Origin of the sequence: Arthrobacter jiangjiafuii, from assembly GCF_018622995.1 — a bacterium.
In the GTDB taxonomy this organism is placed as follows: Bacteria; Actinomycetota; Actinomycetes; order Actinomycetales; family Micrococcaceae; genus Arthrobacter_B; species Arthrobacter_B jiangjiafuii.
Genome location: NZ_CP076022.1, coordinates 1,296,102 through 1,321,864 on the forward strand (window position 1 = coordinate 1,296,102; position 25,763 = coordinate 1,321,864).

The following is a 25,763-nucleotide window of genomic DNA, read 5'->3' on the forward strand; positions in this document are numbered from 1 at the left end:
ACAGCAGGTATCGGGCGCCCCATGCAGGACAGCCCAGCGGGCTTACGGACTCTCCGGACCGCGGCTACGCTGGAACACCAAACCGTGGTTCCCACCGATCAGAAGGACGGCGGCCATGCCTGAACAGTCCGGTGCGTTACCCGTTCTCGAAGGGCGGATCGAAAAGCTCTCCGATGGCTATGCGGTTGCCTTCGACCATCAGTTCGACTATCCGACCGCCCATATCTGGGACATCCTGACCAATCCGGAAAAGGTCTCCCATTGGTTGGGACAGGTGACCCCGCAATGGCAGCTGGGCAAGGAATACACGCTGGAGATGGACGGCGGCAGCACCTCGGGTACAGTCCTGCAGCTCGAACCGCGCTCCAGCCTGCAGATCACGTGGGAGGACCAGCTGGGGTTGGAATCCGTACTGGAGTGGCAGGTCCTGGAGAGCGGCGGGGGAGCCCTCCTGCAGTTCCGTTCCCGCACCGATACCCCTGATTTCCTGGCCGAGGGCAGCGCAGGCTGGCAGGGGATCCTGAACTCCTTCGCCAACGTCGCCGCGGGACGGGAGCCGGATCCTGACAGCATGGAGCAGTGGCTGGCCCTGCGCGATGCGTACTCCCGCGAATTCGATGTCTCGCCCACGATGGGAAGGGTGATCGGCGCGGGCGACGACGCCGAGCTGGTGTTTGAACGCTGGTACCGGGCGCCGTCGGAGGATGTGGAAGCGGCAGTGGAGGCGGTCGGCAGAACCTTGGAACTTGGCGGGGACGCACAACTGGAAATGACCGACGACGGGCACGAAACCAAAGCCACTCTCCGGGAACCGGCCACCGGAAGCCAGGATCAAACAGCCGCGCTGCTTGCCGCCTGGCACGCAGGCCTCGACGCGGTACGCGACCAGCTCGACGGCCAGACCCCGCATCCCAATTCGCACCGCCTTGCCGCACTCCGCAGGTTCTACCGCGGGATGGTCTGACGGGCTCCCCGCACCAGGCCCAGGGGGCCCGATTCCGGCCACGGCACCGGCTCTTGCTACGGTCGGAAGATGGATGAGACAAGCACCCGCTTACGGCTGGCGGTCCCCGCTATCGATGCAGCCCCGCTCCTGCTCGGATCGGTTTTGACGCACGACGACGGCGGCGAACCAGTGAGCGTACGTATCACCGAGGTAGAGGCCTACATGGGGGACGTGGATCCCGGTTCCCATGCCTTCCGCGGCCGCACCGCCCGGAACAATACGATGTTCGGCCCGGCCGGACACCTTTACGTCTACTTCACGTATGGAATGCACTACTGCGCCAACGTCGTCTGCGGCGTTGACGGCCAGGCCACGGGGCTGCTGCTGCGGGCCGGGGAGATCGTCGACGGCATCGAAACAGCCCGGGAACGCCGCGGCAACCCTCGGACCGACCTGGATCTGGCCCGCGGCCCGGCCCGGCTGGCCCAGGCCCTGGGGATCAACCGGAAACTGGACGGAGCCGATGTCTTTGCCGCACCGCTGCGGCTGGAGCTGCCTGCCCACCCGACGCCGCCGGCCGCCGTATCCACCGGGCCGCGCGTCGGTGTCAGCGGACCCGGCGGCAGCATCGAGTACCCCTGGCGCTACTGGCTTACCGGAGAGCCAACTGTTTCCAAGTACCGTCCCGCGCAGCCGCGGCGCCGGACGGCCGCAGGAGCGACGGCCCTCCGGCCGTGAAACGCAGGACTGCGTTCGGGATGAGTGCCATCCCGAACGCCGTCCCGCGAAGCCGCCTGCTAGGAGCGCGGAAGCGGAGCCTGTGCTGAAATGAGCTTCTTTTCCAGCAGGTCGTCCCAGAAGGCGCCCGGAATCTCAACCTTCATCGCGGCAATATCCTCCGCGACGCGTTCAGGCCGGCTGGAGCCCGGGATGACCGCAGCCACAGCGGGGTGGGCGGTTGAGAACTGCAGGGCAGCGGCCTTGAGGCTCACCTCGTGCAGCTGGGCGATCGAGGTCAGCTCAGCAATCCGAGCCTTGACCTGCGGGGGGATTTCGGCGTAGTCGAAGTAATTGCCGCCCAGCAGTGCGCCGGAGTTGAACGGTCCGCCGACCACGATGCCGACGCCTTTCTCCAGCGCAGCGGGCATCATGCGCTGCAGGGCACGCTCGTGCTGCAGCAGCGTGTATTGAGTGGCGGAGAGGCTCATGGTCGGCGCAGCCTCGTCCATGTCCATAGCCAGTTCGATCGGCTCGGTGGTGTTGACGCCGAGGCCCCACCCGTTGATCACGCCCTCGTCCTGTAGCCGGGCGAGTACCCGGAAAGCGCCGGTCCTCGCCTCGTCGAACTTGCTTACCCACTCATCCCCGAGGAAATCCCGGGATGTGTCATGTATGAACACAAAGTCCAGGCGGTCCGTCTTCAGCCTGTTCAGGCTCTCCTCGATGGACCGCAGGGTCGCATCTGCGGTGTAATCCGTGGCGATCTTGTTCGACCGCCCATGGTTGAAGAGGCCGGAGCCTTTTTCCTCCTCTTCATCCAGGATTAGCCGCCCTACTTTGGTGCTAAGCGCATACTCGTCGCGGTTGTATTCCGAGAGGACCTCGCCCAGGCGTAATTCCGCCAGGCCGGCCCCGTAGAAGGGAGCGGTGTCGAAGTAGCGGATGCCCGCGTTCCAGGCGGCCTCAACCGTTGCCAGCGCTTCCTCCTGCGGAATGTCGCGGAACATGTTTCCCAGCGGGGCCGTACCGAACCCGATCTTGTTCTGAAGCACTTCGTGGAGGTTAGCCATATGTGTTGAAATCCTTGACTGTTGGGGCCGTTAAATTTAGTGCCCTGTCCAAAGCACCCAAAACATGCCAACCGGGGTCTGTTGCCCCTTTATTCCTCCAGCCGATTACTCCGCCCGGCTGCACCCCCGCCCGGGACCGCGCCCCGTGTGACGCCGCTCGGACTGTCTCGAGGACAACGGGAGGCGGCGAGACAAGTACCACAGCTGTTCATACGGCTCGGGCCGGAGCGGACGCAGCGGGTAAGGTGGACGGGTGAAAGATGCCCCGGCAGAACCGGTTAACAACGAGACCATTGAACAAACGATCGAACGTCTGGGAGCAGTTGTACCGGACTACCCCAAGCCGGGTGTGGTCTTCCGTGACCTGACCCCCGTTTTCGCTGGCGGAGAGGCCTTCCGCGCCGTCGTGGATTCCCTGCTGGCCGAGTACAAGGGCCGCTTTGACTACGTTGCAGGCATCGAAGCCCGCGGCTTCCTCCTCGCGGCAGCCGCCGCATATGCTGCCGGCAAGGGCGTCCTGACCGTCCGCAAGCCCGGCAAGCTGCCGCGCGATACGTACTCGGAAAGCTACTCCATGGAATACAGCGAAAACACGCTCGAGGTCCACCAGGACGATTTCCCTGCCGGCTCGCGGATCCTGATCCTCGACGACGTTCTGGCCACCGGCGGGACGCTCGGCGCCACGGCCCGCCTCATTGAACAAGCCGGTGGAATTGTTGCCGGTTTCGGCGTCGTGCTCGAACTGCGCGACCTTGGCGGCCGCACGGCGCTTCACGACTATCCCGTCCACGCGCTGGCCGCTTACTAGACGCTCCATGTCATGACCGGGCAGCTGTAATGCGGCCCGGTCATCGCACCCCTGCGGCGCGCCACGACCACCCCGGCAGGGCCGGTGTCCACCCCCGTCTAGCCCAATGCGTGGAAAATGTCCAAATCCACGCTAAACTTGACGGTCTGCCTTTGCGAGAGGGAACGCGAACATGCCTGAAACGTCTTCTGCCCACCACGAGCTGGAACATGAGCGACACTATGTCGCCGGTTTGTACCAGCGACTCGATGAACTCCGCGAGGAAAAGCGCGAACAGCTGGCCCAGGTGCGGCGCAGCCACTCCGCCGGTTCGCACCAGAACCGCTCCGAGCGCGATGCCTTTGCGACCATGTATGAAGACCGCCTGGCACAGCTGAACGCCGTGGATGACCGGCTGGTGTTCGGCCGGTTGGACCTCGACGACGGCGAGGAGCGCTACATCGGCCGTATCGGCCTCTCCACGGAGGACCTGCAGCGCCTGATGGTCGACTGGCGTGCCCCCGAGGCCGGCACCTTTTACCAGGCGACGGCATTTGAACGCCAGGGCGTACGACGACGCCGCCACCTGATCCTCAAAGGCAGGAACGTGCAGGCCATCGAAGACGATGTCCTGGACTACAGCATGCTCGAAGAGGAAGCCGCCCTGCAGGGAGAAGGCGCCCTGCTGGCCGCGCTGAACTCCAAGCGCACCGGACAGATGTCTGACATCGTCGGCACCATCCAGGCCGAACAGGACCGCATTATCCGGGCACCGCTGGCCGGAACCCTGGTGGTGCAGGGCGGACCGGGAACGGGCAAGACCGCCGTCGCGCTCCACCGCGCCGCCTGCCTGCTGTACACCCACCGCGAACGGCTCAAGTCAGCCGGCGTGCTGCTGGTTGGCCCCTCCAATGCCTTCATCCGCTACATCGAACGTGTGCTGCCCTCCCTGGGCGAGACCGGCGTCGTGATGTCCAGCCTCGGCCAGCTGATGCCCGGCATCACCGCAGTGCAGGAAGAGGACGCCCACGTCGCCGAAATCAAGGGCCGGATCGACATGGTGGAGGTGATGGCCAACGCCGTCGCGAACCGCCAGCGCATGGTCCTGGAACCGCGCCGCCTGAACGTTGAGGGAACCATCCTCACGCTGACGCCGAAAATGGTCGCCCGGGCCCGCGACAAGGCCCGCGCCACCGGCAAGCCGCACAACGAAGCCCGCGTGACGTTCGTGAAGATCCTGCTGCGCGAACTCACCGAGCAGCTGACCGACCAGCTCGAGGAATCGGCCGGCGCCGGCAACAGCACCGACCGTGCCTACCTGGCCGAAGACGTGCGCAGCTCCCGCGATGTACGGGTGGCCCTGAACCTGTGCTGGATGCCGATGACGCCGGAGAAACTGCTCTCCGAGCTCTTCAGCAAGCCCGGCCAGCTCGAAGCTGCCGCCCCCGCCCTGACGGATGCGGAAATCGCCCTGCTGCGCCGCAGCCCGGACGCCCCGTGGACCGAATCCGACATTCCGCTGCTGGACGAGGCCGCCGAACTGCTGGGCGAGCTTGACGCCTCGGCCGGACGCGACCACGCCCTGCGCGAGGAACAGCGCAAGCGGGACCTGGCCAACGCCGAACGCGCCATCGAGAACACCGAGGGCTTCCTCGAAGACTCCGGCGCGCACGGCATCCTCTCCGCCGAGGACCTGGCCGACCACAACACCGTGGGGGAGGAGCGCCTGACCGCCGCCGACCGCGCCGCCGTCGACCGCACCTGGGCCTTCGGGCACATCGTGGTGGACGAGGCGCAGGAACTGTCCGCGATGCAGTGGCGGCTGCTGATGCGCCGCTGCCCGCTGAAGTCCTTCACCGTGGTCGGCGATATCGCCCAGACCAGTTCCGCTGCCGGTGCCACCTCCTGGCAGCAGGCGCTGACCCCGTTTGTGGGGGAGCGCTGGACCCTCGAAGAGCTCACCGTCAACTACCGCACCCCGGCACAGATCGCCGAAGCAGCAGTGCGGATGGCCAATGCGGCAGGGCTCGTGGTGTCCGCACCCAAGGCGGTCCGCGAAGGCCGCTGGGCGCCGTTCATCGACCAGGTGCCCGATGGCGGGCTGATTACCCGCCTGATGGAGACCCTGCCCGAGGACCTGGCCGCGCTCGAGGGCGGGCTGCTGGCGATCATCGCCGAGGAGCACCACCTCGACGCCGTCCGCCGGGAAGTCGGCGCCGTGTACGGCCGCCGCCTGGGCACCGGCGCGGGAGGCCTGGAGCAGGACATCGTGGTCACCTCGCCCCGGGAAGCCAAGGGCCTGGAGTTCGACGGCGTCGTCATCCTGGAGCCCGAAGAGCTGCTGACCGCTGCTGCCGGCAAGGTGGGGGACCTCTACGTGGCGATGACCCGGCCCACACAGCGGCTGCGTCTTATTGCTGCACGCCCGGTTCCCGCTGGCATTGTCGAAGAAGAAGACTGATATTTTGGAAACCGTGACTACCGAAACCCCAGCGGGCCTGAGCGCCCAGAAGAATGATCCGACTTTCGAGAACGTTTGGCAGGAACTGAAGTGGCGTGGCCTGGTCCACGTGTCCACTGACGAGGCCGAACTGGAGAAAATGCTCGCCGGGGATTCGATCACCTACTATTGCGGTTTTGATCCCACGGCTCCGAGCCTGCACCTGGGCAACCTGGTGCAGCTGCTGACCATGCGCCGGCTGCAGCTGGCGGGCCACCGTCCGCTGGCCCTGGTGGGTGGCTCCACCGGACTGGTCGGAGATCCGCGCCCCACGGCCGAGCGCACCATGAACACCAAGGAAACCGTCTCGGAATGGGTCGGTTACCTGCAGGGCCAGGTGCAGCGCTTCCTCAGCTTCGAGGGAGACAACGCGGCGCAGATGGTCAACAACCTTGACTGGACGGCGCCGATGAGTGCCATCGACTTCCTCCGGGACATCGGCAAGCACTTCCGGGTCGGGACCATGATCAAGAAGGAGATCGTTTCCTCGCGCCTGAATTCCGACGAGGGCATTTCCTACGCCGAGTTCAGCTACCAGGTGCTGCAGGGAATGGACTACCTCCAGCTCTTCCGCGACTACAACTGCGTGCTGGAAACCGGCGGTTCGGACCAGTGGGGCAACCTCACGGCCGGCACCGAACTGGTACGCAAGGTCGAGGGCAAGAGCGTCCATGCCCTGGGCACCCCGTTGATCACCAACTCCGACGGCACCAAGTTCGGCAAGAGCGAGGGCAATGCCATCTGGCTGGACGGCACCATGACCAGCCCGTACGCGATGTACCAGTTCTGGCTGAACACCCCCGATGCCGACGTCGTGGACCGGCTCAAGGTCTTCACCTTCCTTTCGAAGGCGGAAATCGAAGAGCTGGCACACGCCGTGGCCGAAGAGCCGCACAAGCGCGCCGCTCAGCGCCGGCTCGCCTACGACGTCACGTCCCTGATCCACGGAACCGAAGCAACGGACAAGGTGATTGCGGCTTCCGCAGCATTGTTCGGCCAGGGCGAGATCTCCGAGCTGGATGAGGCGACGTTGACCGCTGCCACTGCCGAGCTTCCGCGCGTGGTTGTCGAGGCTGACGGTTTGGGCATTATTGACCTGCTCGTGGCGTCCGGACTTTCCGCCAGCAACTCGGCTGCCCGGCGGACGGTGGCCGAGGGTGGCGCGTACGTGAACAACCGCAAGGTCACGGACGCCGATACGGTAGTTGCCGGCAGCGAGTTGCTGCACGGTAAATACCTGCTGCTGCGCCGCGGAAAGCGGACGCTTGCAACGGTGGAAGTGGCAGCCGTATAGTTTTATCGGCCCTGTTGAAGGCTGGCTTCGCGCTCTCGTCGGCCCGGATTTTCCGGGGCCGCCGGGCAGCGGAAGCCGGCTTTCTTCGTTTCCAACCAGCGGCCTCCCCGGCAGGTCCGGGGGCAGGCGGCACGGACTGCAGGCGGTGAGTTTGAGCAAAGTGCAGGAGGTCACACTCCGAGGGTTTGCACCGGCCGCAGGGGCTGTGTAAAGTTATGTGAGTTGCTCCGGTGAGCGCGAGACAGACACTGCGAAGTGGATCTGCAAGTGAGACTCCCGGAACGAGCAGCAAAACCCAACACACGGTAACGGACAAGATCCGGATGCTTTGTGGCGGGTTCAGCCGGACAAAATGAAGCAGACTTCGGGAATATCCCGAATTGCCAAATACGGTCCGGATGGAATAGAATAAAGAAACACTGCAGCGAAGAGAAAAGAAAAAACAAGTAATTGTTTTCTCCGAGTATTTCGTATGCATCTGTTGTTTGAGAACTCAATAGTGTGCCAAGTTTATTGATACCAATTTATTTTAATTGGTTGAACTGGTTCTTCCGCCCACCCCGTGGGTGGGAAGGACTTTTTTAGCTGGTTTCGAATTTAGTGCAGGACCGTGCAGCCAATTTTCCTTGGCTCCGGTGCTGTGTCTGTAACACATTTACGGAGAGTTTGATCCTGGCTCAGGATGAACGCTGGCGGCGTGCTTAACACATGCAAGTCGAACGATGACTTTTGTGCTTGCACAAAATGATTAGTGGCGAACGGGTGAGTAACACGTGAGTAACCTGCCCTTAACTTCGGGATAAGCCTGGGAAACCGGGTCTAATACCGGATACAACGGACCACCGCATGGCGGTCCGTGGAAAGCTTTATGCGGTTTTGGATGGACTCGCGGCCTATCAGCTAGTTGGTTGGGGTAATGGCCCACCAAGGCGACGACGGGTAGCCGGCCTGAGAGGGTGACCGGCCACACTGGGACTGAGACACGGCCCAGACTCCTACGGGAGGCAGCAGTGGGGAATATTGCACAATGGGCGAAAGCCTGATGCAGCGACGCCGCGTGAGGGACGAAGGCCTTCGGGTTGTAAACCTCTTTCAGTAGGGAAGAAGCGAAAGTGACGGTACCTGCAGAAGAAGCGCCGGCTAACTACGTGCCAGCAGCCGCGGTAATACGTAGGGCGCAAGCGTTATCCGGAATTATTGGGCGTAAAGAGCTCGTAGGCGGTTTGTCGCGTCTGCTGTGAAAGCCCGGGGCTCAACCCCGGGTCTGCAGTGGGTACGGGCAGACTAGAGTGATGTAGGGGAGACTGGAATTCCTGGTGTAGCGGTGAAATGCGCAGATATCAGGAGGAACACCGATGGCGAAGGCAGGTCTCTGGGCATTAACTGACGCTGAGGAGCGAAAGCATGGGGAGCGAACAGGATTAGATACCCTGGTAGTCCATGCCGTAAACGTTGGGCACTAGGTGTGGGGGACATTCCACGTTTTCCGCGCCGTAGCTAACGCATTAAGTGCCCCGCCTGGGGAGTACGGCCGCAAGGCTAAAACTCAAAGGAATTGACGGGGGCCCGCACAAGCGGCGGAGCATGCGGATTAATTCGATGCAACGCGAAGAACCTTACCAAGACTTGACATGAACCGGAAAGGCCTGGAAACAGGTCCCCCACTTGTGGCCGGTTTACAGGTGGTGCATGGTTGTCGTCAGCTCGTGTCGTGAGATGTTGGGTTAAGTCCCGCAACGAGCGCAACCCTCGTTCTATGTTGCCAGCGCGTTATGGCGGGGACTCATAGGAGACTGCCGGGGTCAACTCGGAGGAAGGTGGGGACGACGTCAAATCATCATGCCCCTTATGTCTTGGGCTTCACGCATGCTACAATGGCCGGTACAAAGGGTTGCGATACTGTGAGGTGGAGCTAATCCCAAAAAGCCGGTCTCAGTTCGGATTGAGGTCTGCAACTCGACCTCATGAAGTTGGAGTCGCTAGTAATCGCAGATCAGCAACGCTGCGGTGAATACGTTCCCGGGCCTTGTACACACCGCCCGTCAAGTCACGAAAGTTGGTAACACCCGAAGCCGGTGGCCTAACCCCTTGTGGGAGGGAGCCGTCGAAGGTGGGACCGGCGATTGGGACTAAGTCGTAACAAGGTAGCCGTACCGGAAGGTGCGGCTGGATCACCTCCTTTCTAAGGAGCACCTCAAGGTCTGCGTCCTTCCACAGTGTTGGATGTGGTTCTTGCAGGAGATGCCCATATCGGAGACATATGTTCTCCGGTGGGTGCTCAAGGGTGGAATATCAATAAGCAGGTGCCCGGCGTTGAGCCTGGCAGCATCAGTACGTTTCATCCTTCGGGGTGGGACTGGAAAACGCTGCCGGTGTCTCGAGTACCGGGTTTTTCCGTTTGGCACACTGTTGGGTCCTGAGACAACAGGACCGAAGAATTCAAACCTTTACAGGTCTGGAGGGACACGGTTTCGTGTTGTTTCTGATTGTTCCTGCGCAGGTCCAAGACTTCCACGGTGAATACGTGGTGGTGGCGGGGTGTGACGGGGTTGTTGTTTGAGAACTACATAGTGGACGCGAGCATCTTAAATTATTAAGTGCAATTTCAGATAAACCTGGTGACCGGTTTTACCGGTTTCCATGGTTTTCTCGATAGCGATAATATATTGATCTTTGTGGTCAAGTTTTTAAGGGCACACGGTGGATGCCTTGGCATCAGGAGCCGAAGAAGGACGTAGGAATCTGCGATAAGCCTGGGGGAGTTGATAACCGAGCGTTGATCCCAGGATGTCCGAATGGGGAAACCCCGCCCGGCGCGCGAGTGACCGGGTGACCCGCATCTGAACACATAGGGTGCGTGGAGGGAACGTGGGGAAGTGAAACATCTCAGTACCCACAGGAAGAGAAAAACAACAGTGATTCCGTTAGTAGTGGCGAGCGAACGCGGAAGAGGCTAAACCAGTGGTGTGTGATAGCCGGCGGGCGTTGCATCACTGGGGTTGCGGGACTTTCCGTACCGATTCTGCCGGATTGGTGAAGTGAGTGCAGATGCATAGGTGAACTGGTTTGAAAGCCAGGCCGTAGAGGGTGTTAGCCCCGTAACCGGAATGTATGCTGCCGCTTGGAGAGGATCCCAAGTAGCACGGGGCCCGAGAAATCCCGTGCGAATCTGCCAGGACCACCTGGTAAGCCTAAATACTCCCTGATGACCGATAGCGGACAAGTACCGTGAGGGAAAGGTGAAAAGTACCCCGGGAGGGGAGTGAAACAGTACCTGAAACCGTGTGCCTACAATCCGTTGGAGCAGGGCAGTGCCACTTGTGGTGCTGTGCTTGTGACAGCGTGCCTTTTGAAGAATGAGCCTGCGAGTTAGTGTTACGTCGCGAGGTTAACCCGTGAGGGGAAGCCGTAGCGAAAGCGAGTCTGAATAGGGCGATGCAGTGGCGTGATCTAGACCCGAAGCGGAGTGATCTACCCATGGCCAGGTTGAAGCGCGTGTAAGAGCGCGTGGAGGACCGAACCCACTTCAGTTGAAAATGGAGGGGATGAGCTGTGGGTAGGGGTGAAAGGCCAATCAAACTCCGTGATAGCTGGTTCTCCCCGAAATGCATTTAGGTGCAGCGTTGCGTGTTTCTTACCGGAGGTAGAGCTACTGGATGGCTAATGGGCCCTACAAGGTTACTGACGTCAGCCAAACTCCGAATGCCGGTAAGTCAGAGCGCAGCAGTGAGACTGTGGGGGATAAGCTTCATAGTCGAGAGGGAAACAGCCCAGACCACCAACTAAGGCCCCTAAGCGTGTGCTAAGTGGGAAAGGATGTGGAGTTGCGAAGACAACCAGGAGGTTGGCTTAGAAGCAGCCATCCTTGAAAGAGTGCGTAATAGCTCACTGGTCAAGTGATTCCGCGCCGACAATGTAGCGGGGCTCAAGTACACCGCCGAAGTTGTGGCATTCAAATATTAGCCAAGCGGATGGTTTATCCATTTTCGTTCAAGCGTTTGGATGGGTAGGGGAGCGTCGTGTGGGCAGTGAAGTCGCGGTGTAAACCAGCGGTGGAGCCTACACGAGTGAGAATGCAGGCATGAGTAGCGAAAGACGGGTGAGAAACCCGTCCGCCGAATGATCAAGGGTTCCAGGGTCAAGCTAATCTGCCCTGGGTAAGTCGGGACCTAAGGCGAGGCCGACAGGCGTAGTCGATGGACAACGGGTTGATATTCCCGTACCGGCGAAAAACCGCCAATACCAAGCGGGGGATACTAACCGCCCAATACCTGACCGGCCGCCCTTGTGGCGACCCGGTTTTTGGTGGAGCGCGGGACCTGATCCTGGGAGGTAAGCGTATTAACAGGTGTGACGCAGGAAGGTAGCCGGGCCGGGCGATGGTTGTCCTGGTCTAAGGATGTAGGGTCAGCGATAGGTAAATCCGTTGCTGTGTCTTTGATGACGATACCTGAGATCTGATGGGACCCACTTTGGTGGGAATCCGGTGATCCTATGCTGCCTAGAAAAGCATCGGCGCGAGGTTTTAGCCGCCCGTACCCCAAACCGACACAGGTGATCAGGTAGAGAATACTAAGGCGATCGAGAGAATTATGGTTAAGGAACTCGGCAAAATGCCCCCGTAACTTCGGGAGAAGGGGGGCCCCAACCTTGAAGGACACAAGCTGTCCGGAGGGGATCAGGGCCGCAGAGACCAGGGGGAAGCGACTGTTTACTAAAAACACAGGTCCGTGCGAAGTCGCAAGACGATGTATACGGACTGACTCCTGCCCGGTGCTGGAAGGTTAAGAGGACCGGTTAGCCCTTACGGGCGAAGCTGGGAATTTAAGCCCCAGTAAACGGCGGTGGTAACTATAACCATCCTAAGGTAGCGAAATTCCTTGTCGGGTAAGTTCCGACCTGCACGAATGGAGTAACGACTTCCCCGCTGTCTCAACCATAAACTCGGCGAAATTGCAGTACGAGTAAAGATGCTCGTTACGCGCAGCAGGACGGAAAGACCCCGAGACCTTTACTATAGTTTGGTATTGATATTCGGTGTGGCTTGTGTAGGATAGGTGGGAGACTGTGAGACCCGGACGCCAGTTCGGGTGGAGTCATCGTTGAAATACCACTCTGGTCATACTGGATATCTAACTTCGGCCCGTAATCCGGGTCAGGGACAGTGCCTGATGGGTAGTTTAACTGGGGCGGTTGCCTCCTAAAGAGTAACGGAGGCGCCCAAAGGTTCCCTCAGCCTGGTTGGCAATCAGGTGGCGAGTGTAAGTGCACAAGGGAGCTTGACTGTGAGAGAGACATCTCAAGCAGGGACGAAAGTCGGGACTAGTGATCCGGCGGTACATTGTGGAATGGCCGTCGCTCAACGGATAAAAGGTACCTCGGGGATAACAGGCTGATCTTGCCCAAGAGTCCATATCGACGGCATGGTTTGGCACCTCGATGTCGGCTCGTCGCATCCTGGGGCTGGAGTAGGTCCCAAGGGTTGGGCTGTTCGCCCATTAAAGCGGTACGCGAGCTGGGTTTAGAACGTCGTGAGACAGTTCGGTCCCTATCCGCTGCGCGCGCAGGAAATTTGAGAAGGGCTGTCCTTAGTACGAGAGGACCGGGACGGACGAACCTCTGGTGTGTCAGTTGTACTGCCAAGTGCACCGCTGATTAGCTACGTTCGGATGGGATAACCGCTGAAAGCATCTAAGCGGGAAGCCCGCTTCGAGATGAGATTTCCATACACCTTGTGTGTGAGAGGCCCCCAGCCAGACCACTGGGTTGATAGGCCGGATGTGGAAGCGGGGACTAAAGACCCGTGAAGCTGACCGGTACTAATAGGCCGATAACTTACACCACAACCTCACCTGGACGGACACGACTTCAAACGGTCCGTCAAAGTATAAAGGGTGTTGTTAGATCATGTGCTGCTTGCGTCCACTATGTGGTTCCCGGATAACAAACCCGTGTGGTTTGTCACCCGTGGAACCGGTATCAACCGTCTCTTAACCGGGACGTGCGTGCCGTATAATTACAGTTATATATTGCATCGAAACACTACGCGTGTTTTTGTTGTGACCATTGATTTCCCCTCACCCAGGTTTGTTATGGGTGGTGTGGGTGGAAGGGTTACGGCGGTCATAGCGTGGGGGAAACGCCCGGTCCCATTCCGAACCCGGAAGCTAAGACCCACAGCGCCGATGGTACTGCATCCGGGAGGATGTGGGAGAGTAGGTCACCGCCGGACAATCTTTACGGTTGAAATACACCGGTTGTTCAGAGGCTGAGGTCCGTACCAGTGATGGTACGGACCTCAGCTGTTTAACCGGTGGTAATACACTGGTTGTTCAGAGGCGTGGGGCCCCGCATTCGTGCGGGGCCCCACATGTTTAACCACCGAGTTGTGGCCACTGTTCGATAGTCTCGTCTGCATGCGTGCATACGAGACCGATCATGCTGAGCCCCGGGAGTCGATGGATTCGCCCAACTACCGGGTTAATTTCTGGGTTAAACCACGTCCCGGATATGGATGGAACCTGGATGCCTACGTGCTCACTGAATCCGGGGATATTACCGAGGTACTGCGGTGGGTGGAGGAGCACGCGGACGGACGGCGTTTCGAAGTCTTCGCTGAAACCGATGAGGAGCCGGTCCTGCCGCTCGGAACCCCTCGGACCAGCGGACTGGTTCGCCTGCTGGGAAGCAACCCAAATACTGGTATCTCCGGAGAGATATCTCTCAAAGAGTGACTACGCGCCACCTTGTTCCGGCTCCGGTGCTGGAAACGATGCCGGCACCCACTCTGCCTGCTTCGTCTGAGCGGTAATCCGATAGGTGGGGAGTCTCACCTAATCCGGACAGTCCCTTCGGCACGTGGCGACGCTACCCGGACCAGGCTGGACTAGAATTGCCTTGTGCCCGTTTTGGGCCCCACGACTTTAGAACTTTATATATCCATAGTGACGAGCGACTGCAGTAAATTCCGTTGGTCGGCTCACGACGAGAGGAACTCACCAGCATGTCAGAGCAAAATAACAGGGATCAGCGCGGCAGCGAAGGAAACAGCGCCGCCCGCAGCAGCAGCTCGTCCGACCGACGCGACGACCGGGGCCGCCCGGCCACGAACGACCGCAACGCACCCAAGCGCTTCGAAGACCGTAAGCCCTCCTTTGGAGGCCGGCCGGCACGCGACGGCGAGCGTAAGTCTTTCGGTGAGCGAGGCGCTTCGTCGGAGCGCAAGCCGTATTCCAAGGACCGTAAGCCGTCTTTCGGTGGCGATGACCGTCGTCCCCCGCGTGATGGTGACCGTAAGCCCTCCTTCGGAGATCGTCCGGCACGTGATGGTGACCGTAAGCCCTCCTTCGGAGATCGTCCTCCCCGTGATGGTGAGCGCAAGCCTTTCGGTGACCGCGGAGATCGTAAGCCTTCGTTCGGCGGCGGGGATGACCGCCGGCCGGCACGAGACAACGATCGTAAGCCGTCCTTTGGCGACCGCTCCGAGCGCAATGACCGCGCCAGCCGTGGCAGTGATGATCGTCGTCCTCCCCGTGATGGTGAGCGTAAGTCGTTCGGCGACCGTGGGGATCGTAAGCCGTCCTTTGGGGATCGTAAGCCTTCGTTCGGTGGCGATGATCGTCGTCCTCCCCGTGATGGTGAGCGTAAGTCCTTCGGTGATCGTGGCGATCGTAAGCCGTCCTTCGGTGACCGGCCTGCCCGCGGTGGCGATGATCGTCGTCCTCCCCGTGATGGTGAGCGTAAGTCGTTCGGCGACCGTGGGGATCGTAAGCCGTCCTTCGGGGATCGTAAGCCTTCGTTCGGTGGGGACGATCGTCGTCCTCCCCGTGATGGTGAGCGTAAGTCGTTCGGTGATCGTGGGGATCGTAAGCCGTCGTTCGGGGATCGTAAGCCTTCGTTCGGTGGGGACGATCGTCGTCCTCCCCGTGATGGTGAGCGTAAGTCGTTCGGTGATCGTGGGGATCGTAAGCCGTCGTTCGGCGATCGTAAGCCTTCGTTCGGTGGGGACGATCGTCGTCCTCCCCGTGATGGTGAGCGTAAGTCCTTCGGTGATCGTGGCGATCGTAAGCCGTCCTTCGGTGACCGGCCTGCCCGCGGTGGCGATGACCGTCGTCCGGCACGCGACTCCGCACCCCGTTCCTTCTCCAACGACCGTCCGGCCCGCGGCGAGGATGCACCCGTCGTCGAGCGCAAGCACAACGCCCGCGACCTGCGCAGCGCCAACCGCCCCGACCGCGAGCGTTCGCCGGAAATCGACGACGACGTCACAGGCCAGGAGCTGGACAAGGTTACCCGTGCCCAGTTGCGCATCCTGGAGGAAGTCAGCGGTGAGTGGGTCTCCAAGCACCTGGTCATGGCAGGCCGCCTGATCGACATCGATCCCGAGCTGGCTTTCCAGCACGCCCTGGCAGCAAGCCGCCGCGGCGGACGTATGGCAGCAGTGCGTGAAGCAGTTGCCCTCACCGCCTACGCCTCAGAGAACTTCGCCGAGGCCCTGCGTGAATTCCGCACCTACCGCCGGATCAGCGGCTCCAACGACTACCTGGCCATGATGGCCGACTGCGAACGCGGCCTGGGTCGCCCGGACCGCGCCCTGGACATCTCCCGTTCGGACGAAGCCAAGTCACTGGATACCGCAGGCCAGGTGGACATGGCGATCGTGACCTCCGGTGCCCGCATGGACATGGAGCAGTTCGACGCCGCAGTGACCGCATTGGAAATCCCGCAGCTGGATAAGAACCGTGCGTTCTCCTTCAGCCCGCGGCTCTTCCGCGCGTACGCCGATGCCCTCGAAGCTGCCGGCCGCATGGAAGAATCCGCACAGTGGAACGACCGCGCGCTGCTGGCCGAAAAGGCCCTGGGCGTCGGAGAATTCGCTGAGCCGGACATCTTCGACCTGGGCGAAGACGACGAGAACGAGAAGCCGGAGCGTCCGCGCCGCGGACGTGAAGACCGCGACGACCGCCCGGTCGCCGAACGCTCCGACACGCCGTTCGCTGCTCCGGTCGAGACCGCAGTTGCCGATGACGAGCTGGAACTGTCCGACGACATCGAGTCGCTGCCCTCGGACGAGGAAGAAGGCGTGATCGGCGTCCTCGAAGCAGAGGAAGAGGACGACGACAACACCGTTGAGATCCACGACGACGGCAACGACAACGACGAGTTCTCCGCTGACGCACCCGTTGGTGACGCCGACCAGGACCGCGCGTAACCCCATGCCGGGCACCCCGCTGATAGCCGGATACGATGCCGTCCTGTCCGATTTGGACGGCGTCGTCTATGCGGGTCCGCATGCCATACCCGGAGCCGTCGAGGCGTTGCAGCGCCTCGACGGCGCCGGTGTGCAGCTGGCCTACGTCACCAACAACGCCTCGCGTTCCTCGGAAGCGGTGGCGGCGCACCTGCGCGAGTTGGGGGCGCCGGCTACGGCGGAAACCGTGTTCGGCTCGGCGCAGGCCGGCGCCGAACTGCTGGCCGGACAGGTGCCGGCCGGTGCCACTGTCCTCGTCACGGGAAGTGCCTGGCTCCTGGAGCAGGTCCGTGAACAGGGCCTGGTTCCTGTTGCGTCGGCTGATGAGGCGCCCGACGCCGTCATCCAGGGTTTTGACCCCGGACTCGGCTGGAAGGACCTCGCCGAGGCGGCGTTCGCCGTCGGCCGCGGTGCAGTGTGGGTCGCCACCAATACCGATATGTCCATCCCCCAGGCACGGGGGATTGCTCCCGGAAACGGAACGCTGGTGGCCGCCGTTGCGGCAGCCACCGGCAGGACTCCGCTGGTGGCCGGCAAGCCAGAGGCCCCGCTTTTCCTGACGGCAGCACGCCACTTGGGTGCGCAGGCACCCCTGGTGGTGGGCGACCGCCTGGATACCGACATCCTCGGCGGCAACAACGCCGGATACGCCACTGCGATGGTGCTCACCGGTGTCGATACCCCGCAGACCGCATTGGCCGCGCGCACGCAGGAGCGGCCTGCCTTCCTGCTGAAGGACCTCGACTCCCTGTATCACCCGTATCCGGAAACCGTCTTCGAGGACGGCATGTACCGCTGCGGCAGTGCTACGGCGCGGGTGCTTGGTGACACGGTGGAGATCTCCGGAGACAGTGCCGATCTCAACAGCTGGCGGGCCGCGTGTGCGGCCTGGTGGGAGGCCCGTCCGCAGGAGGACAGCGCCACCGCGCCGGTGCTCAGCTGGACTGTCACCGCCGGCGGATAAGCTGGGTTCAGAGCACAGAGGAAGACACGTCGTTGCAGGAATGCCTGTGACGCCACGAAAGAAATGGGCAGCCGCCAGATGGAAATCAACGCCGCACAGCCTGCCGTCCCGGCGTATCCCACGCCTGCGGAGGGCTTGCCGGAGCCGCAGTCTGCGGACCCGGCAGTTGAGGCGATTCTGGAGGCCCTGGGCACCCTCGCCGAGACGCCTGTTCGCGAACATCACGCCGTGTACAGCGCACTCCACGACAGCCTGCTGGCTGAATTGAACGCCGAACCGTCAGAGGAGCACTAGGACGTGGCAAGACTGGACCAGGAACTGGTGGCCAGGGGACTGGCCCGCTCCCGGACGCATGCGGCCAAGCTCATCAGCGCCGGCCGTATTTCCCGTGCGGGCACGGTTCTGGGCAAGGCTTCGGCGGCCGTCGCCGCGGATGATCCGCTGACGGTGCTCGACGACGGCGTCCCCGACTACGTGAGCCGGGCCGGCCATAAGCTGGCCGGAGCCCTCGACGCCTTCCCACAGGTGAAGCCTGAGGGGCTGCGCTGCCTCGACGCCGGAGCCTCCACCGGAGGCTTTACCGACGTCCTGCTGCGCCGGGGCGCCGACCGCGTGGTGGCCGTCGACGTCGGACACGACCAGTTGGTGGACGTGCTGCGCCAGGACCCACGCGTCGACGTCCACGAGGGGATGAACGTCCGGTATCTGGAACCCGAGGCCATCGGCGGCCCGGCAGACCTGACCGTTGCCGACCTCTCCTTTATTTCCCTGACCCTGGTCATCGGCCCGCTGGCAGCAGCCACCCGCCCGGGCGGCAGCCTGCTGCTTATGGTCAAGCCGCAGTTTGAAGTCGGCCGTGAGAAGCTGGAGAAGGCCGGCGTCGTCCTTGATCCGCTAAAGCACCGGATGGCGGTGGCACGCGTGGTTGCCGCGGCGATGTCCGAAAACCTCCGGGTCGCAGGGCTGGCCCGCAGCCCGCTGCCGGGACAGAACGGCAACGTGGAGTTCTTCCTCTGGCTGCAGGTACCGCAGGCGCAGGATCCGGCGGAAGAACGCTTCGAAGATCCACAGAGTGCCGCACGCAGTTTGGTGGATGCGGCCTTTGACGGGTTTGATGGACCCGGACCTGAGCCGGTAACGGATCGGTTTGCGCAGGCGGCACGCTCCACAGGAGACTGACGGCAGAACACTGACGGCGGAGTTCCAACCAGTTCCCACCCGGGAGCGGAACAGGATGTTACAGACATGAGCAGACGGATACTCGTGCTGGCCCATACGGGCCGGCAGGCTGCCATGACTGCCGCGCAGGAAGCCTGCACCCAGCTGCATGCCTCCGGACTGATTCCGGTCATGCGCCGGAGGGACCTTGAAGACATCCAGGCCGTGTACGGCGTCCTGACCGCCCCCACCGAGATCCTCGACGAAGACGTCATGCTGGACGGCGTTGACCTGGGCATGGTGCTCGGCGGCGACGGCACGATCCTCCGGGCGGCGGAGCTGGTCCGCGGCACCGACGTGCCGCTGCTTGGCGTCAACCTGGGGCATGTGGGATTCCTGGCCGAAAGCGAACGCGCCGACCTGGCACAGACAGTGCACTGGGTGGTCGAACGGGCCTACTCGGTGGAAGAACGCATGACCATCGACGTCAAGGTCTGGTTCGAGGACCGGATGATCGCCCACACCTGGGCGCTCAATGAAGCAGCCATCGAAAAATCCGACCGCCAGCGCATGCTCGAAGTGGTGGTGGAAGTAGACGCCCGGCCCATCAGCTCCTTCGGCTGCGACGGCATTGTCCTGGCCACACCCACCGGCTCCACCGCGTATTCCTTCTCGGCAGGCGGCCCGGTGGTCTGGCCCGAGGTGGAGGCGCTGCTGATCACGCCCATCAGCGCCCACGCGCTTTTCGCCCGGCCGCTCGTCGTCGCGCCCACCTCGCTCCTGGCCGTGGAAATCCTGACCCGGACGGACGCCGCCGGCGTACTCTGGTGCGACGGCCGGCGCAGCGTCGAGCTGCCGCCGGGAGCCCGCGTGGAAGTGACACGCTCCGACGTCCCGGTCCGGCTGGCCCGCACGCACGCCACCCCCTTCTCCGAACGCCTGGTCCGCAAGTTCCAGCTCCCCACCCAGGGCTGGCGCGGTCCGGCCGGTGCGCCCGGCGAGCACTCGGAAAGCGTGGAGCTCACACCCCGCACCGTTGAAAGTGGAGGAGTGGCCCCATGATCGAGGAAATCCGCATCCGCGACCTCGGTGTCATCACCGACGCCACCCTGGACCTGGGGCCCGGTTTTACCGTGGTCACCGGTGAAACCGGCGCCGGTAAAACCATGGTCATCACCGCGCTGGGCATGCTGCTGGGCGCCCGGACCGACGCCGGTGCCGTCCGCACCGGAGCCAAGGCCGCACTGGCCGAAGCCGTGGTGCGGCTGCCGCCGGACAACGCGGCAGTCGCCCGCGCCGAAGACGCCGGCGCGGAACTGGAAACGTACGACGGCGTGACCGAGCTGCTGCTCGCCCGCACCGTTAACGCCGCAGGACGCAGCCGGGCCCACGTGGGCGGCCGTTCGGCACCGGTAGGGGTATTGGCCGAGGTGGGCCAGCATCTGGTCGCCGTGCACGGCCAGTCCGACCAGCTTCGGCTCAAAAGCACCGCAGCCCAGCGCGAGGCGCTGGACAAGTACGCCGGACCGGCCCTGGCCTCCGCGCTCACCTCCTACCAGACGGACTATGCCCGCTGGCGGGCAGCTGTCACCGAGCTGGCTACGCTGCGCGAGCAGGCCCGCGAACGGGTCCGGGAAGCCGAATACCTCTCTGCGTCACTGGAGGAAATCGACGCCCTGGAGCTGCTGCCGGGGGAGGACGAGGCACTCAAGACCGAAGCCACCCGGCTGAACAACTTCGAGGAACTGCGCACAGCAGCAGAGGGTGCGCACCAGGCCCTGATTGCCGGCGATTTCTCTGACGGCTCCGATGCGACGTCCCTGGTGGACGGCGCCAAGCGGCAGCTGGAACTTGCCGGAGAGCATGATCCGGCGCTGGCGGATTCCGCCAAGCGGCTGGCCGAGGTGGGATACATCCTGTCCGACATCGCCACCGAGCTGGCCAGCTACAGCGCTTCGCTGGACGGCGAGGGCCCGGAACGGCTCGCCGAGGTTGAGTCCCGGCGCGCCGAAATCTCGGCGCTCACCCGCAAGTTCGCCCCTTCCGTAGACGAAGTCCTGGAATGGGCCGACACCAGCCGCATCAGGCTGGCGGAACTGGGGGACGACAGCACCCGGATCGAGGCGCTCGAGGCGGAAATCACCGACCTGCGCTCCAAGCTGGGTGTTGAAGCAGCCGGCCTGACCAAATTGCGCACCGAGGCCGCTGCCGAACTGGCGCAGCGGGTCAGCGACGAGCTCTCCGCCCTGGCCATGGCCAACGCAAACCTGCTCATCGAAGTCACCCCCGTCGAAGAGCTGGGCCTGCACGGAGCGGACACCATCTCGTTCCTCCTGCAGCCGCACCCCGGCGCACCGGCCCGTCCCCTGGGCAAGGGCGCCTCCGGCGGCGAACTCTCACGTGTGATGCTGGCCATCGAGGTGGTCCTGGCTGCGGTGGACCCGGTGCCGACCTTCATCTTCGACGAAGTCGACTCCGGCGTGGGCGGCAAGGCCGCCGTCGAAATCGGCCGCCGCCTGGCCATGCTGGCCAAGCATGTCCAGGTGATAGTGGTCACCCACCTTCCGCAGGTGGCCGCGTTTGCCGACCATCACATCCGTGTCATCAAGATGTCCGAAACGGGGGAAGATGGAAGCGGCGTCACCGCCAGCGACGTGACCGTCCTGGACGATGCAGAGCGGATCAAGGAACTTGCCAGGATGCTTGCCGGCCAGGAGGACTCCGAGTCCGCCCGGGCGCACGCCGTCGAACTCCTGGCCGCGGCAGGACACCCTCCGCATGAATAAACCCAGTACAGACAAATCCGAACTACAAAAGGTGATAGGCTCGAACTCCGTGGTGCAGCGATCAAATTCCAGGTTTCCCAAGTCGTCTTCTACGACAAAACACATCTTCGTCACCGGTGGCGTGGCGTCCTCACTCGGTAAGGGACTGACAGCGTCAAGTCTCGGCCATCTGTTGAGGTCGCGCGGCATAGCGGTGACCATGCAGAAGCTCGATCCCTATCTCAATGTGGATCCGGGCACAATGAACCCCTTCCAGCACGGTGAAGTCTTCGTTACCGACGACGGCGCCGAGACTGACCTCGACATCGGCCATTACGAGCGGTTCCTTGACGAGAGCCTCGACGGCTCCGCCAACGTAACCACCGGCCAGGTCTACTCCACGGTTATCGCCAAGGAACGCCGCGGCGAATACCTCGGAGACACCGTCCAGGTCATTCCGCACATCACCGACGAGATCAAGCGCCGGATGCGCCTGCCCTCCGAGGCGAAGAAAACCCCCGATGTCATCATCACCGAGATCGGCGGCACGGTTGGCGACATCGAGTCCCAGCCCTTCCTGGAAGCCGCACGCCAGGTGCGCCAGGACATCGGCCGCAACAACGTCTTCTTCCTGCACGTTTCGCTGGTTCCGTACATCGGCCCGTCCCAGGAACTGAAGACCAAGCCGACGCAGCACTCCGTGGCTGCCCTGCGCTCCATCGGTATCCAGCCCGACGCCATCGTCATCCGCTCGGACCGCCCGGTGCCGGATGCCATGCGCGCCAAGATCGGCCGCATGTGCGACGTCGATGTGGACGCCGTCGTCGGCTGCCCGGACGCCCCGAGCATCTACGACATCCCCAAGACGCTTCACTCCCAGGGCCTGGACGCGTACATCGTGCAGCACCTGGACCTGAAGTTCAAGGACGTCAACTGGACCAAGTGGGACAAGCTCCTCGAGTCCGTGCACAACCCCAAGCACCACGTCGATATTGCCCTCGTCGGCAAGTACGTGGACCTGCCCGACGCCTACCTTTCGGTCACGGAAGCCCTGCGCGCCGGCGGTTTCGCCAACAAGACCAAGGTCAACATCCGCTGGGTGCCCTCTGACGAGTGCGCTACTCCCGAAGGTGCCGCCAAGGCGCTCGACGGTGCAGATGCCATCTGTGTCCCCGGCGGCTTCGGCATCCGTGGCTTGGAAGGCAAGCTCGGCGCCCTGACCTATGCCCGCGAAAACCTGGTGCCGACCCTGGGCCTGTGCCTGGGCCTGCAGTGCATGGTCATCGAGTACGCCCGGAACGTAGTTGGCCTGGAAGGCGCGTCCTCCTCGGAGTTCGAGCCGGACACCAAGTACCCGGTCATCGCCACCATGGCGGAGCAGAAGCAGATTGTCTCCGGTGAAGGCGACATGGGCGGCACCATGCGCCTGGGCCTCTGGGACGCGAAGCTCGAAGAAGGCTCCGTTGTGGCCAAGACGTACGGGAAGACGGCTGTGGCCGAACGCCACCGTCACCGCTACGAGGTCAACAACCAGTACCGCGACCAGATTGCCGAGGCAGGCCTGTCCTTCTCCGGCACCACGGTTGACGGCGGACTGGTGGAGTTCGTAGAACTTCCGGCCGACGTGCACCCGTACTACGTCTCAACGCAGGCGCACCCGGAGCTCAGCTCCCGCCCGACGCGCCCGCACCCGCTCTTCGCCGGACTGGTGAAGGCCGCCCTGGCCCGCCAGAACGGCAAGGGCTAGCAACACCATGAGCGAGACCAGAGGGTTCGCCGACGCCCAGAGTCCCCGCCGCCTGTTGAGTTCCTCCGTGGAATACACCGGGCGCGTCTGGGACGTGGTCAGTGAGAAGTTCCAACTGACCGACGACGGCGAACCCCTGGTCCGCGACTACATCCGTCACCCCGGTGCGGTAGCCATCCTGGCACTGAACGACGACGGCCAGGTGCTGCTGATCAACCAGTACCGGCATCCGGTGCGGATGACCCTGTGGGAAATCCCCGCCGGACTGCTGGACATCGACGGCGAAGACTTCCAGGTGGGTGCCGCCCGCGAGTTGGCCGAAGAAGCCGACATCCAGGCAACCGAGTGGAACGTCCTGACCGATTTGTTCCTCTCGCCGGGTTCCTCGCGGGAGGCCCTGCGCATCTATCTGGCGCGCGGCATCACCGAGGTCCCCGAAGCGGACCGCCATGAGCGCACCCACGAGGAAGCTGAAATCTCCACCATGTGGGTGGACCTCGACGACGCCGTGGAAGCGGCGCTCCAGGGCCGGCTGCACAGTCCGTCCGCCGTCGCCGGAATCCTGGCCGCAGCGGCAGCCCGTCCCTCGGGCTTCGCGAACCTGCGCCCGGCAGATGCTCCCTGGCCCGAACACCACTCCCAGCACCCGACCTGGCCGCAGGGCCCCGTTCTTTAGGACTTGACCCGCTATGGCCGCCTCGAATCTCCCTGCTGGCGGACCTGTTCCTGCGCCCGGAACCCCGTCGTCACTGAACGACACCATCCGCTTCGATTACCGTCCCAACGCCACCCTGCGGCTGGATTCACCTGCCGAACTGCTGCGCGCTGCGCTGGCCGAAGATAAAGGCAGGGGAGAAGCGGCGGCAGACCTGGCAGACGGCTCGGAGACTGGCCCCGAAGGCAGCCCTGAAGCGACCGCACCGAAAGCGCCCAAGGGACCCAAGCAGCCCCCGCAGCCAAAGGAACCCAAGCAGCCTAAGGAACCCAAACCGCCCGTGGCCAAGGGGCCGTCCGCAGCGGATGAACTGCGCTCCACCGCCGTTGGCCGCGCCATTGGCGGCTACCTCCAGCACATGGCCGTGGAACGCGGCCTGGCCGTGAACACCTTGGACGCCTACCGCCGCGACCTGCTGCGCTACGCCCGGTTCCTGGCCTCCCGCGGCGCGGACGACGTCGCGCGCATCACCCGGCACGACGTCACCGCCTTCGCCCAGTCGATAGTCGAGGGTTCCGACGGCGCCTCCGCCCTGAGCGTGCGCTCCGCCGCCCGCACCGTCGTCGCCGTCCGGGGCCTGCACAAGTTCTGGGCACTGGAGGGCCTGACCACAGCCGACCCTGCCGCCGACGTCCATCCGCCGCTGCCCGGCAAGCGGTTGCCCAAGGCCATCAGCGTCAACGAGGTCACCCGGATCCTGGATGCGATTTCCACCGAGACGCCCACCGGTCTGCGGGATAAGGCGCTGCTGGAGTTCCTCTACTCCACCGGGGCACGCATCAGCGAGGCCGTGGGCCTGGACATCGACGACCTGTCCCTGGAACGGATTCCCGCCAATGGCCCCGATGTGGTGCGGCTGTTCGGTAAGGGCTCCAAGGAGCGCCTGGTGCCGCTGGGCTCCTACGCTGCCCGCGCACTGGACGAGTACCTGGTCCGCGGCCGGCCTGCAGCCTCCGTGAAGGGCAAGGGCACCCCGGCACTGTTCCTGAATGCGCGCGGCGGACGCCTCAGCCGGCAGAGCGCCTGGACCATCCTGAAGAATGCGGCAGAGAAGGCCCAGATTGGCCGCGACGTGTCCCCGCATACGCTGCGCCACTCCTTTGCCACGCACCTGCTCGAAGGCGGCGCCGATGTCCGTGTGGTGCAGGAACTGCTGGGGCACGCCTCCGTGACCACCACCCAGGTCTACACGCTGGTGACCGCCGAAACGCTGCGCGAGGTCTACGCCGCCGCGCACCCGCGGGCGCTGTGACCTCGGACGAGGCAGCCACCGGTATCCCGGCCCCGCCCACGCGGGCCGTACCCGTGGTGCTCTGCTTTCTGATGCGCGGGATCCCGGAGCGCGGCGCCGAGGTCCTGATGGGGCTGAAGCAGACCGGCTTCGGAATCGGCCGGATCGTCACCCTCGGCGGGCATGTGGAACCGGGGGAGACCCCGGCCCAGGCAGCCGTGCGGGAAGTCTTCGAGGAATCCGGCGTCACCGTGGCCGAAGCAGCCCTTGAGCAGGCCGGCACCATTGAATTCATCTTCCCGGCCCGCCCGGAATGGGACATGTCCACCGTGGTTTACCGGGCATGGAGCTGGGACGGGGAGCCTGCGCCGTCGGCCGAGATCATTCCAGCCTGGTACCCGGTGGATAAGGTGCCGTACGCCCGGATGTGGCCCGACTCCGCGCACTGGATGCCCGAGGTGCTCGCCGGACGGACCTTCTCCGCCGTCGTCACCCTGGCCGCTGACAACGAAAGTGTTGCCAGCGTCGTCTTTTCCTAGGCTGCCGGCTGCCGCAGCCGCAGAAAAGGTAACGGGCAACCGAAAGGGCCCCGGAGTAAGGCGGCTTTAATATTTCC

At 63.3% G+C, this 25,763-nt stretch carries 18 protein-coding genes and 3 rRNA genes; 19 read left to right on the top strand and 2 right to left on the bottom strand.

Features of this window, described 5'->3' with window-relative positions; genetic code table 11:
• The first annotated feature begins 115 nt into the window (after window positions 1-115).
• Window positions 116-964, top strand: coding sequence for an SRPBCC domain-containing protein (locus tag KKR91_RS06125; RefSeq protein WP_210230680.1), 849 nt, complete (start codon window positions 116-118; stop codon window positions 962-964).
• Between the two features lie 69 nt (window positions 965-1,033).
• Window positions 1,034-1,684 (top strand): DNA-3-methyladenine glycosylase, encoded by a 651-nt coding sequence (locus KKR91_RS06130; RefSeq protein WP_210230681.1) that lies wholly within the window; start codon window positions 1,034-1,036, stop codon window positions 1,682-1,684.
• Window positions 1,685-1,743: 59 nt separating this feature from the next.
• Here KKR91_RS06130 and KKR91_RS06135 read toward each other — a convergent pair whose 3' ends face one another.
• Window positions 1,744-2,736 (bottom strand): aldo/keto reductase, encoded by a 993-nt coding sequence (locus KKR91_RS06135; RefSeq protein WP_210230682.1) that lies wholly within the window; start codon window positions 2,734-2,736, stop codon window positions 1,744-1,746.
• A gap of 253 nt (window positions 2,737-2,989) precedes the next feature.
• Between KKR91_RS06135 and KKR91_RS06140 the strand changes: the two genes are divergently transcribed.
• The 7 genes from KKR91_RS06140 (at window position 2,990) to KKR91_RS06170 (ending at window position 14,051) form a co-directional block, all read left to right on the top strand.
• Window positions 2,990-3,544 (top strand): adenine phosphoribosyltransferase, encoded by a 555-nt coding sequence (locus KKR91_RS06140; RefSeq protein ID WP_210230683.1) that lies wholly within the window; start codon window positions 2,990-2,992, stop codon window positions 3,542-3,544.
• A gap of 172 nt (window positions 3,545-3,716) precedes the next feature.
• The gene (locus KKR91_RS06145) at window positions 3,717-5,984 is read left to right on the top strand and encodes a HelD family protein (protein WP_210230684.1); all 2,268 of its coding nucleotides are present in this window, start codon (window positions 3,717-3,719) and stop codon (window positions 5,982-5,984) included.
• Window positions 5,985-5,997: 13 nt separating this feature from the next.
• Window positions 5,998-7,317, top strand: a complete 1,320-nt coding sequence (tyrS, locus tag KKR91_RS06150) for a tyrosine--tRNA ligase (protein ID WP_237687511.1) — start codon at window positions 5,998-6,000, stop codon at window positions 7,315-7,317.
• A gap of 654 nt (window positions 7,318-7,971) precedes the next feature.
• Window positions 7,972-9,499 (top strand): 16S ribosomal RNA (locus KKR91_RS06155).
• A gap of 495 nt (window positions 9,500-9,994) precedes the next feature.
• Window positions 9,995-13,161, top strand: a 23S ribosomal RNA gene (locus tag KKR91_RS06160).
• Window positions 13,162-13,432: 271 nt separating this feature from the next.
• Window positions 13,433-13,549: ribosomal RNA gene (rrf, locus tag KKR91_RS06165) — 5S ribosomal RNA — on the top strand.
• Together the 16S, 23S and 5S rRNA genes form the textbook arrangement of a ribosomal RNA operon.
• Window positions 13,550-13,733: 184 nt before the next feature.
• Complete coding sequence (locus KKR91_RS06170) at window positions 13,734-14,051, top strand: hypothetical protein (RefSeq protein ID WP_210230832.1); 318 nt, start codon at window positions 13,734-13,736, stop codon at window positions 14,049-14,051.
• Window positions 14,052-14,323: 272 nt separating this feature from the next.
• Here the strand turns inward: KKR91_RS06170 and KKR91_RS16985 are convergent, their stop codons facing one another.
• Window positions 14,324-15,664 carry a hypothetical protein gene (locus KKR91_RS16985; RefSeq protein WP_237687512.1) on the bottom strand — a complete coding sequence of 447 codons (1,341 nt, stop codon included), beginning with the start codon at window positions 15,662-15,664 and terminating at the stop codon, window positions 14,324-14,326.
• Here KKR91_RS16985 and KKR91_RS06175 point away from each other — a divergent pair.
• The 10 genes from KKR91_RS06175 (at window position 15,620) to KKR91_RS06220 (ending at window position 25,686) form a co-directional block, all read left to right on the top strand.
• The gene (locus KKR91_RS06175) at window positions 15,620-16,528 is read left to right on the top strand and encodes a tetratricopeptide repeat protein (protein WP_237686388.1); all 909 of its coding nucleotides are present in this window, start codon (window positions 15,620-15,622) and stop codon (window positions 16,526-16,528) included. The genes KKR91_RS16985 and KKR91_RS06175 overlap by 45 nt on opposite strands.
• Before the next feature lie 4 nt (window positions 16,529-16,532).
• The gene (locus KKR91_RS06180; RefSeq protein ID WP_210231092.1) at window positions 16,533-17,531 is read left to right on the top strand and encodes an HAD-IIA family hydrolase; all 999 of its coding nucleotides are present in this window, start codon (window positions 16,533-16,535) and stop codon (window positions 17,529-17,531) included.
• A 63-nt stretch (window positions 17,532-17,594) separates the two neighbouring features.
• The gene (locus KKR91_RS06185; protein ID WP_210230833.1) at window positions 17,595-17,825 is read left to right on the top strand and encodes a hypothetical protein; all 231 of its coding nucleotides are present in this window, start codon (window positions 17,595-17,597) and stop codon (window positions 17,823-17,825) included.
• 3 nt (window positions 17,826-17,828) lie between these two features.
• A complete protein-coding gene (locus tag KKR91_RS06190; protein ID WP_210230835.1) occupies window positions 17,829-18,710 on the top strand; it encodes a TlyA family RNA methyltransferase in 882 nt (293 codons plus the stop codon).
• Window positions 18,711-18,776: 66 nt separating this feature from the next.
• Window positions 18,777-19,751, top strand: a complete 975-nt coding sequence (locus KKR91_RS06195; protein ID WP_210230836.1) for an NAD kinase — start codon at window positions 18,777-18,779, stop codon at window positions 19,749-19,751.
• Window positions 19,748-21,475 (top strand): DNA repair protein RecN, encoded by a 1,728-nt coding sequence (recN, locus tag KKR91_RS06200; protein WP_210230837.1) that lies wholly within the window; start codon window positions 19,748-19,750, stop codon window positions 21,473-21,475. Before KKR91_RS06195 ends, recN begins: the two co-directional genes overlap by 4 nt.
• Before the next feature lie 31 nt (window positions 21,476-21,506).
• On the top strand, window positions 21,507-23,201 hold the full coding sequence (locus KKR91_RS06205; RefSeq protein ID WP_237687593.1) for a CTP synthase: 1,695 nt from the start codon (window positions 21,507-21,509) through the stop codon (window positions 23,199-23,201).
• 7 nt (window positions 23,202-23,208) lie between these two features.
• The gene (locus KKR91_RS06210) at window positions 23,209-23,877 is read left to right on the top strand and encodes an NUDIX domain-containing protein (RefSeq protein ID WP_210230839.1); all 669 of its coding nucleotides are present in this window, start codon (window positions 23,209-23,211) and stop codon (window positions 23,875-23,877) included.
• 319 nt (window positions 23,878-24,196) lie between these two features.
• Complete coding sequence (xerD, locus tag KKR91_RS06215) at window positions 24,197-25,168, top strand: site-specific tyrosine recombinase XerD (RefSeq protein WP_210231093.1); 972 nt, start codon at window positions 24,197-24,199, stop codon at window positions 25,166-25,168.
• The gene (locus KKR91_RS06220) at window positions 25,165-25,686 is read left to right on the top strand and encodes an 8-oxo-dGTP diphosphatase (RefSeq protein WP_337925353.1); all 522 of its coding nucleotides are present in this window, start codon (window positions 25,165-25,167) and stop codon (window positions 25,684-25,686) included. The genes xerD and KKR91_RS06220 overlap by 4 nt, the downstream gene beginning before the upstream one ends.
• Window positions 25,687-25,763 lie beyond the last annotated feature (77 nt).

Excerpts from the sequence above, each read along its gene's own strand:
- KKR91_RS06195 (WP_210230836.1), top strand. The coding sequence starts at position 18,777 with ATGAGCAGACGGATACTCGTGCTGGCCCATACGGGCCGGCAGGCTGCC.
- KKR91_RS06130 (WP_210230681.1), top strand. The coding sequence starts at position 1,034 with ATGGATGAGACAAGCACCCGCTTACGGCTGGCGGTCCCCGCTATCGAT.
- KKR91_RS06170 (WP_210230832.1), top strand. The coding sequence starts at position 13,734 with ATGCGTGCATACGAGACCGATCATGCTGAGCCCCGGGAGTCGATGGAT.
- KKR91_RS06185 (WP_210230833.1), top strand. The coding sequence starts at position 17,595 with ATGGGCAGCCGCCAGATGGAAATCAACGCCGCACAGCCTGCCGTCCCG.
- KKR91_RS06125 (WP_210230680.1), top strand. The coding sequence starts at position 116 with ATGCCTGAACAGTCCGGTGCGTTACCCGTTCTCGAAGGGCGGATCGAA.
- KKR91_RS06145 (WP_210230684.1), top strand. The coding sequence starts at position 3,717 with ATGCCTGAAACGTCTTCTGCCCACCACGAGCTGGAACATGAGCGACAC.
- KKR91_RS06210 (WP_210230839.1), top strand. The coding sequence starts at position 23,209 with ATGAGCGAGACCAGAGGGTTCGCCGACGCCCAGAGTCCCCGCCGCCTG.
- KKR91_RS06180 (WP_210231092.1), top strand. The coding sequence starts at position 16,533 with ATGCCGGGCACCCCGCTGATAGCCGGATACGATGCCGTCCTGTCCGAT.
- KKR91_RS06135 (WP_210230682.1), bottom strand. The coding sequence starts at position 2,736 with ATGGCTAACCTCCACGAAGTGCTTCAGAACAAGATCGGGTTCGGTACG.
- recN (WP_210230837.1), top strand. The coding sequence starts at position 19,748 with ATGATCGAGGAAATCCGCATCCGCGACCTCGGTGTCATCACCGACGCC.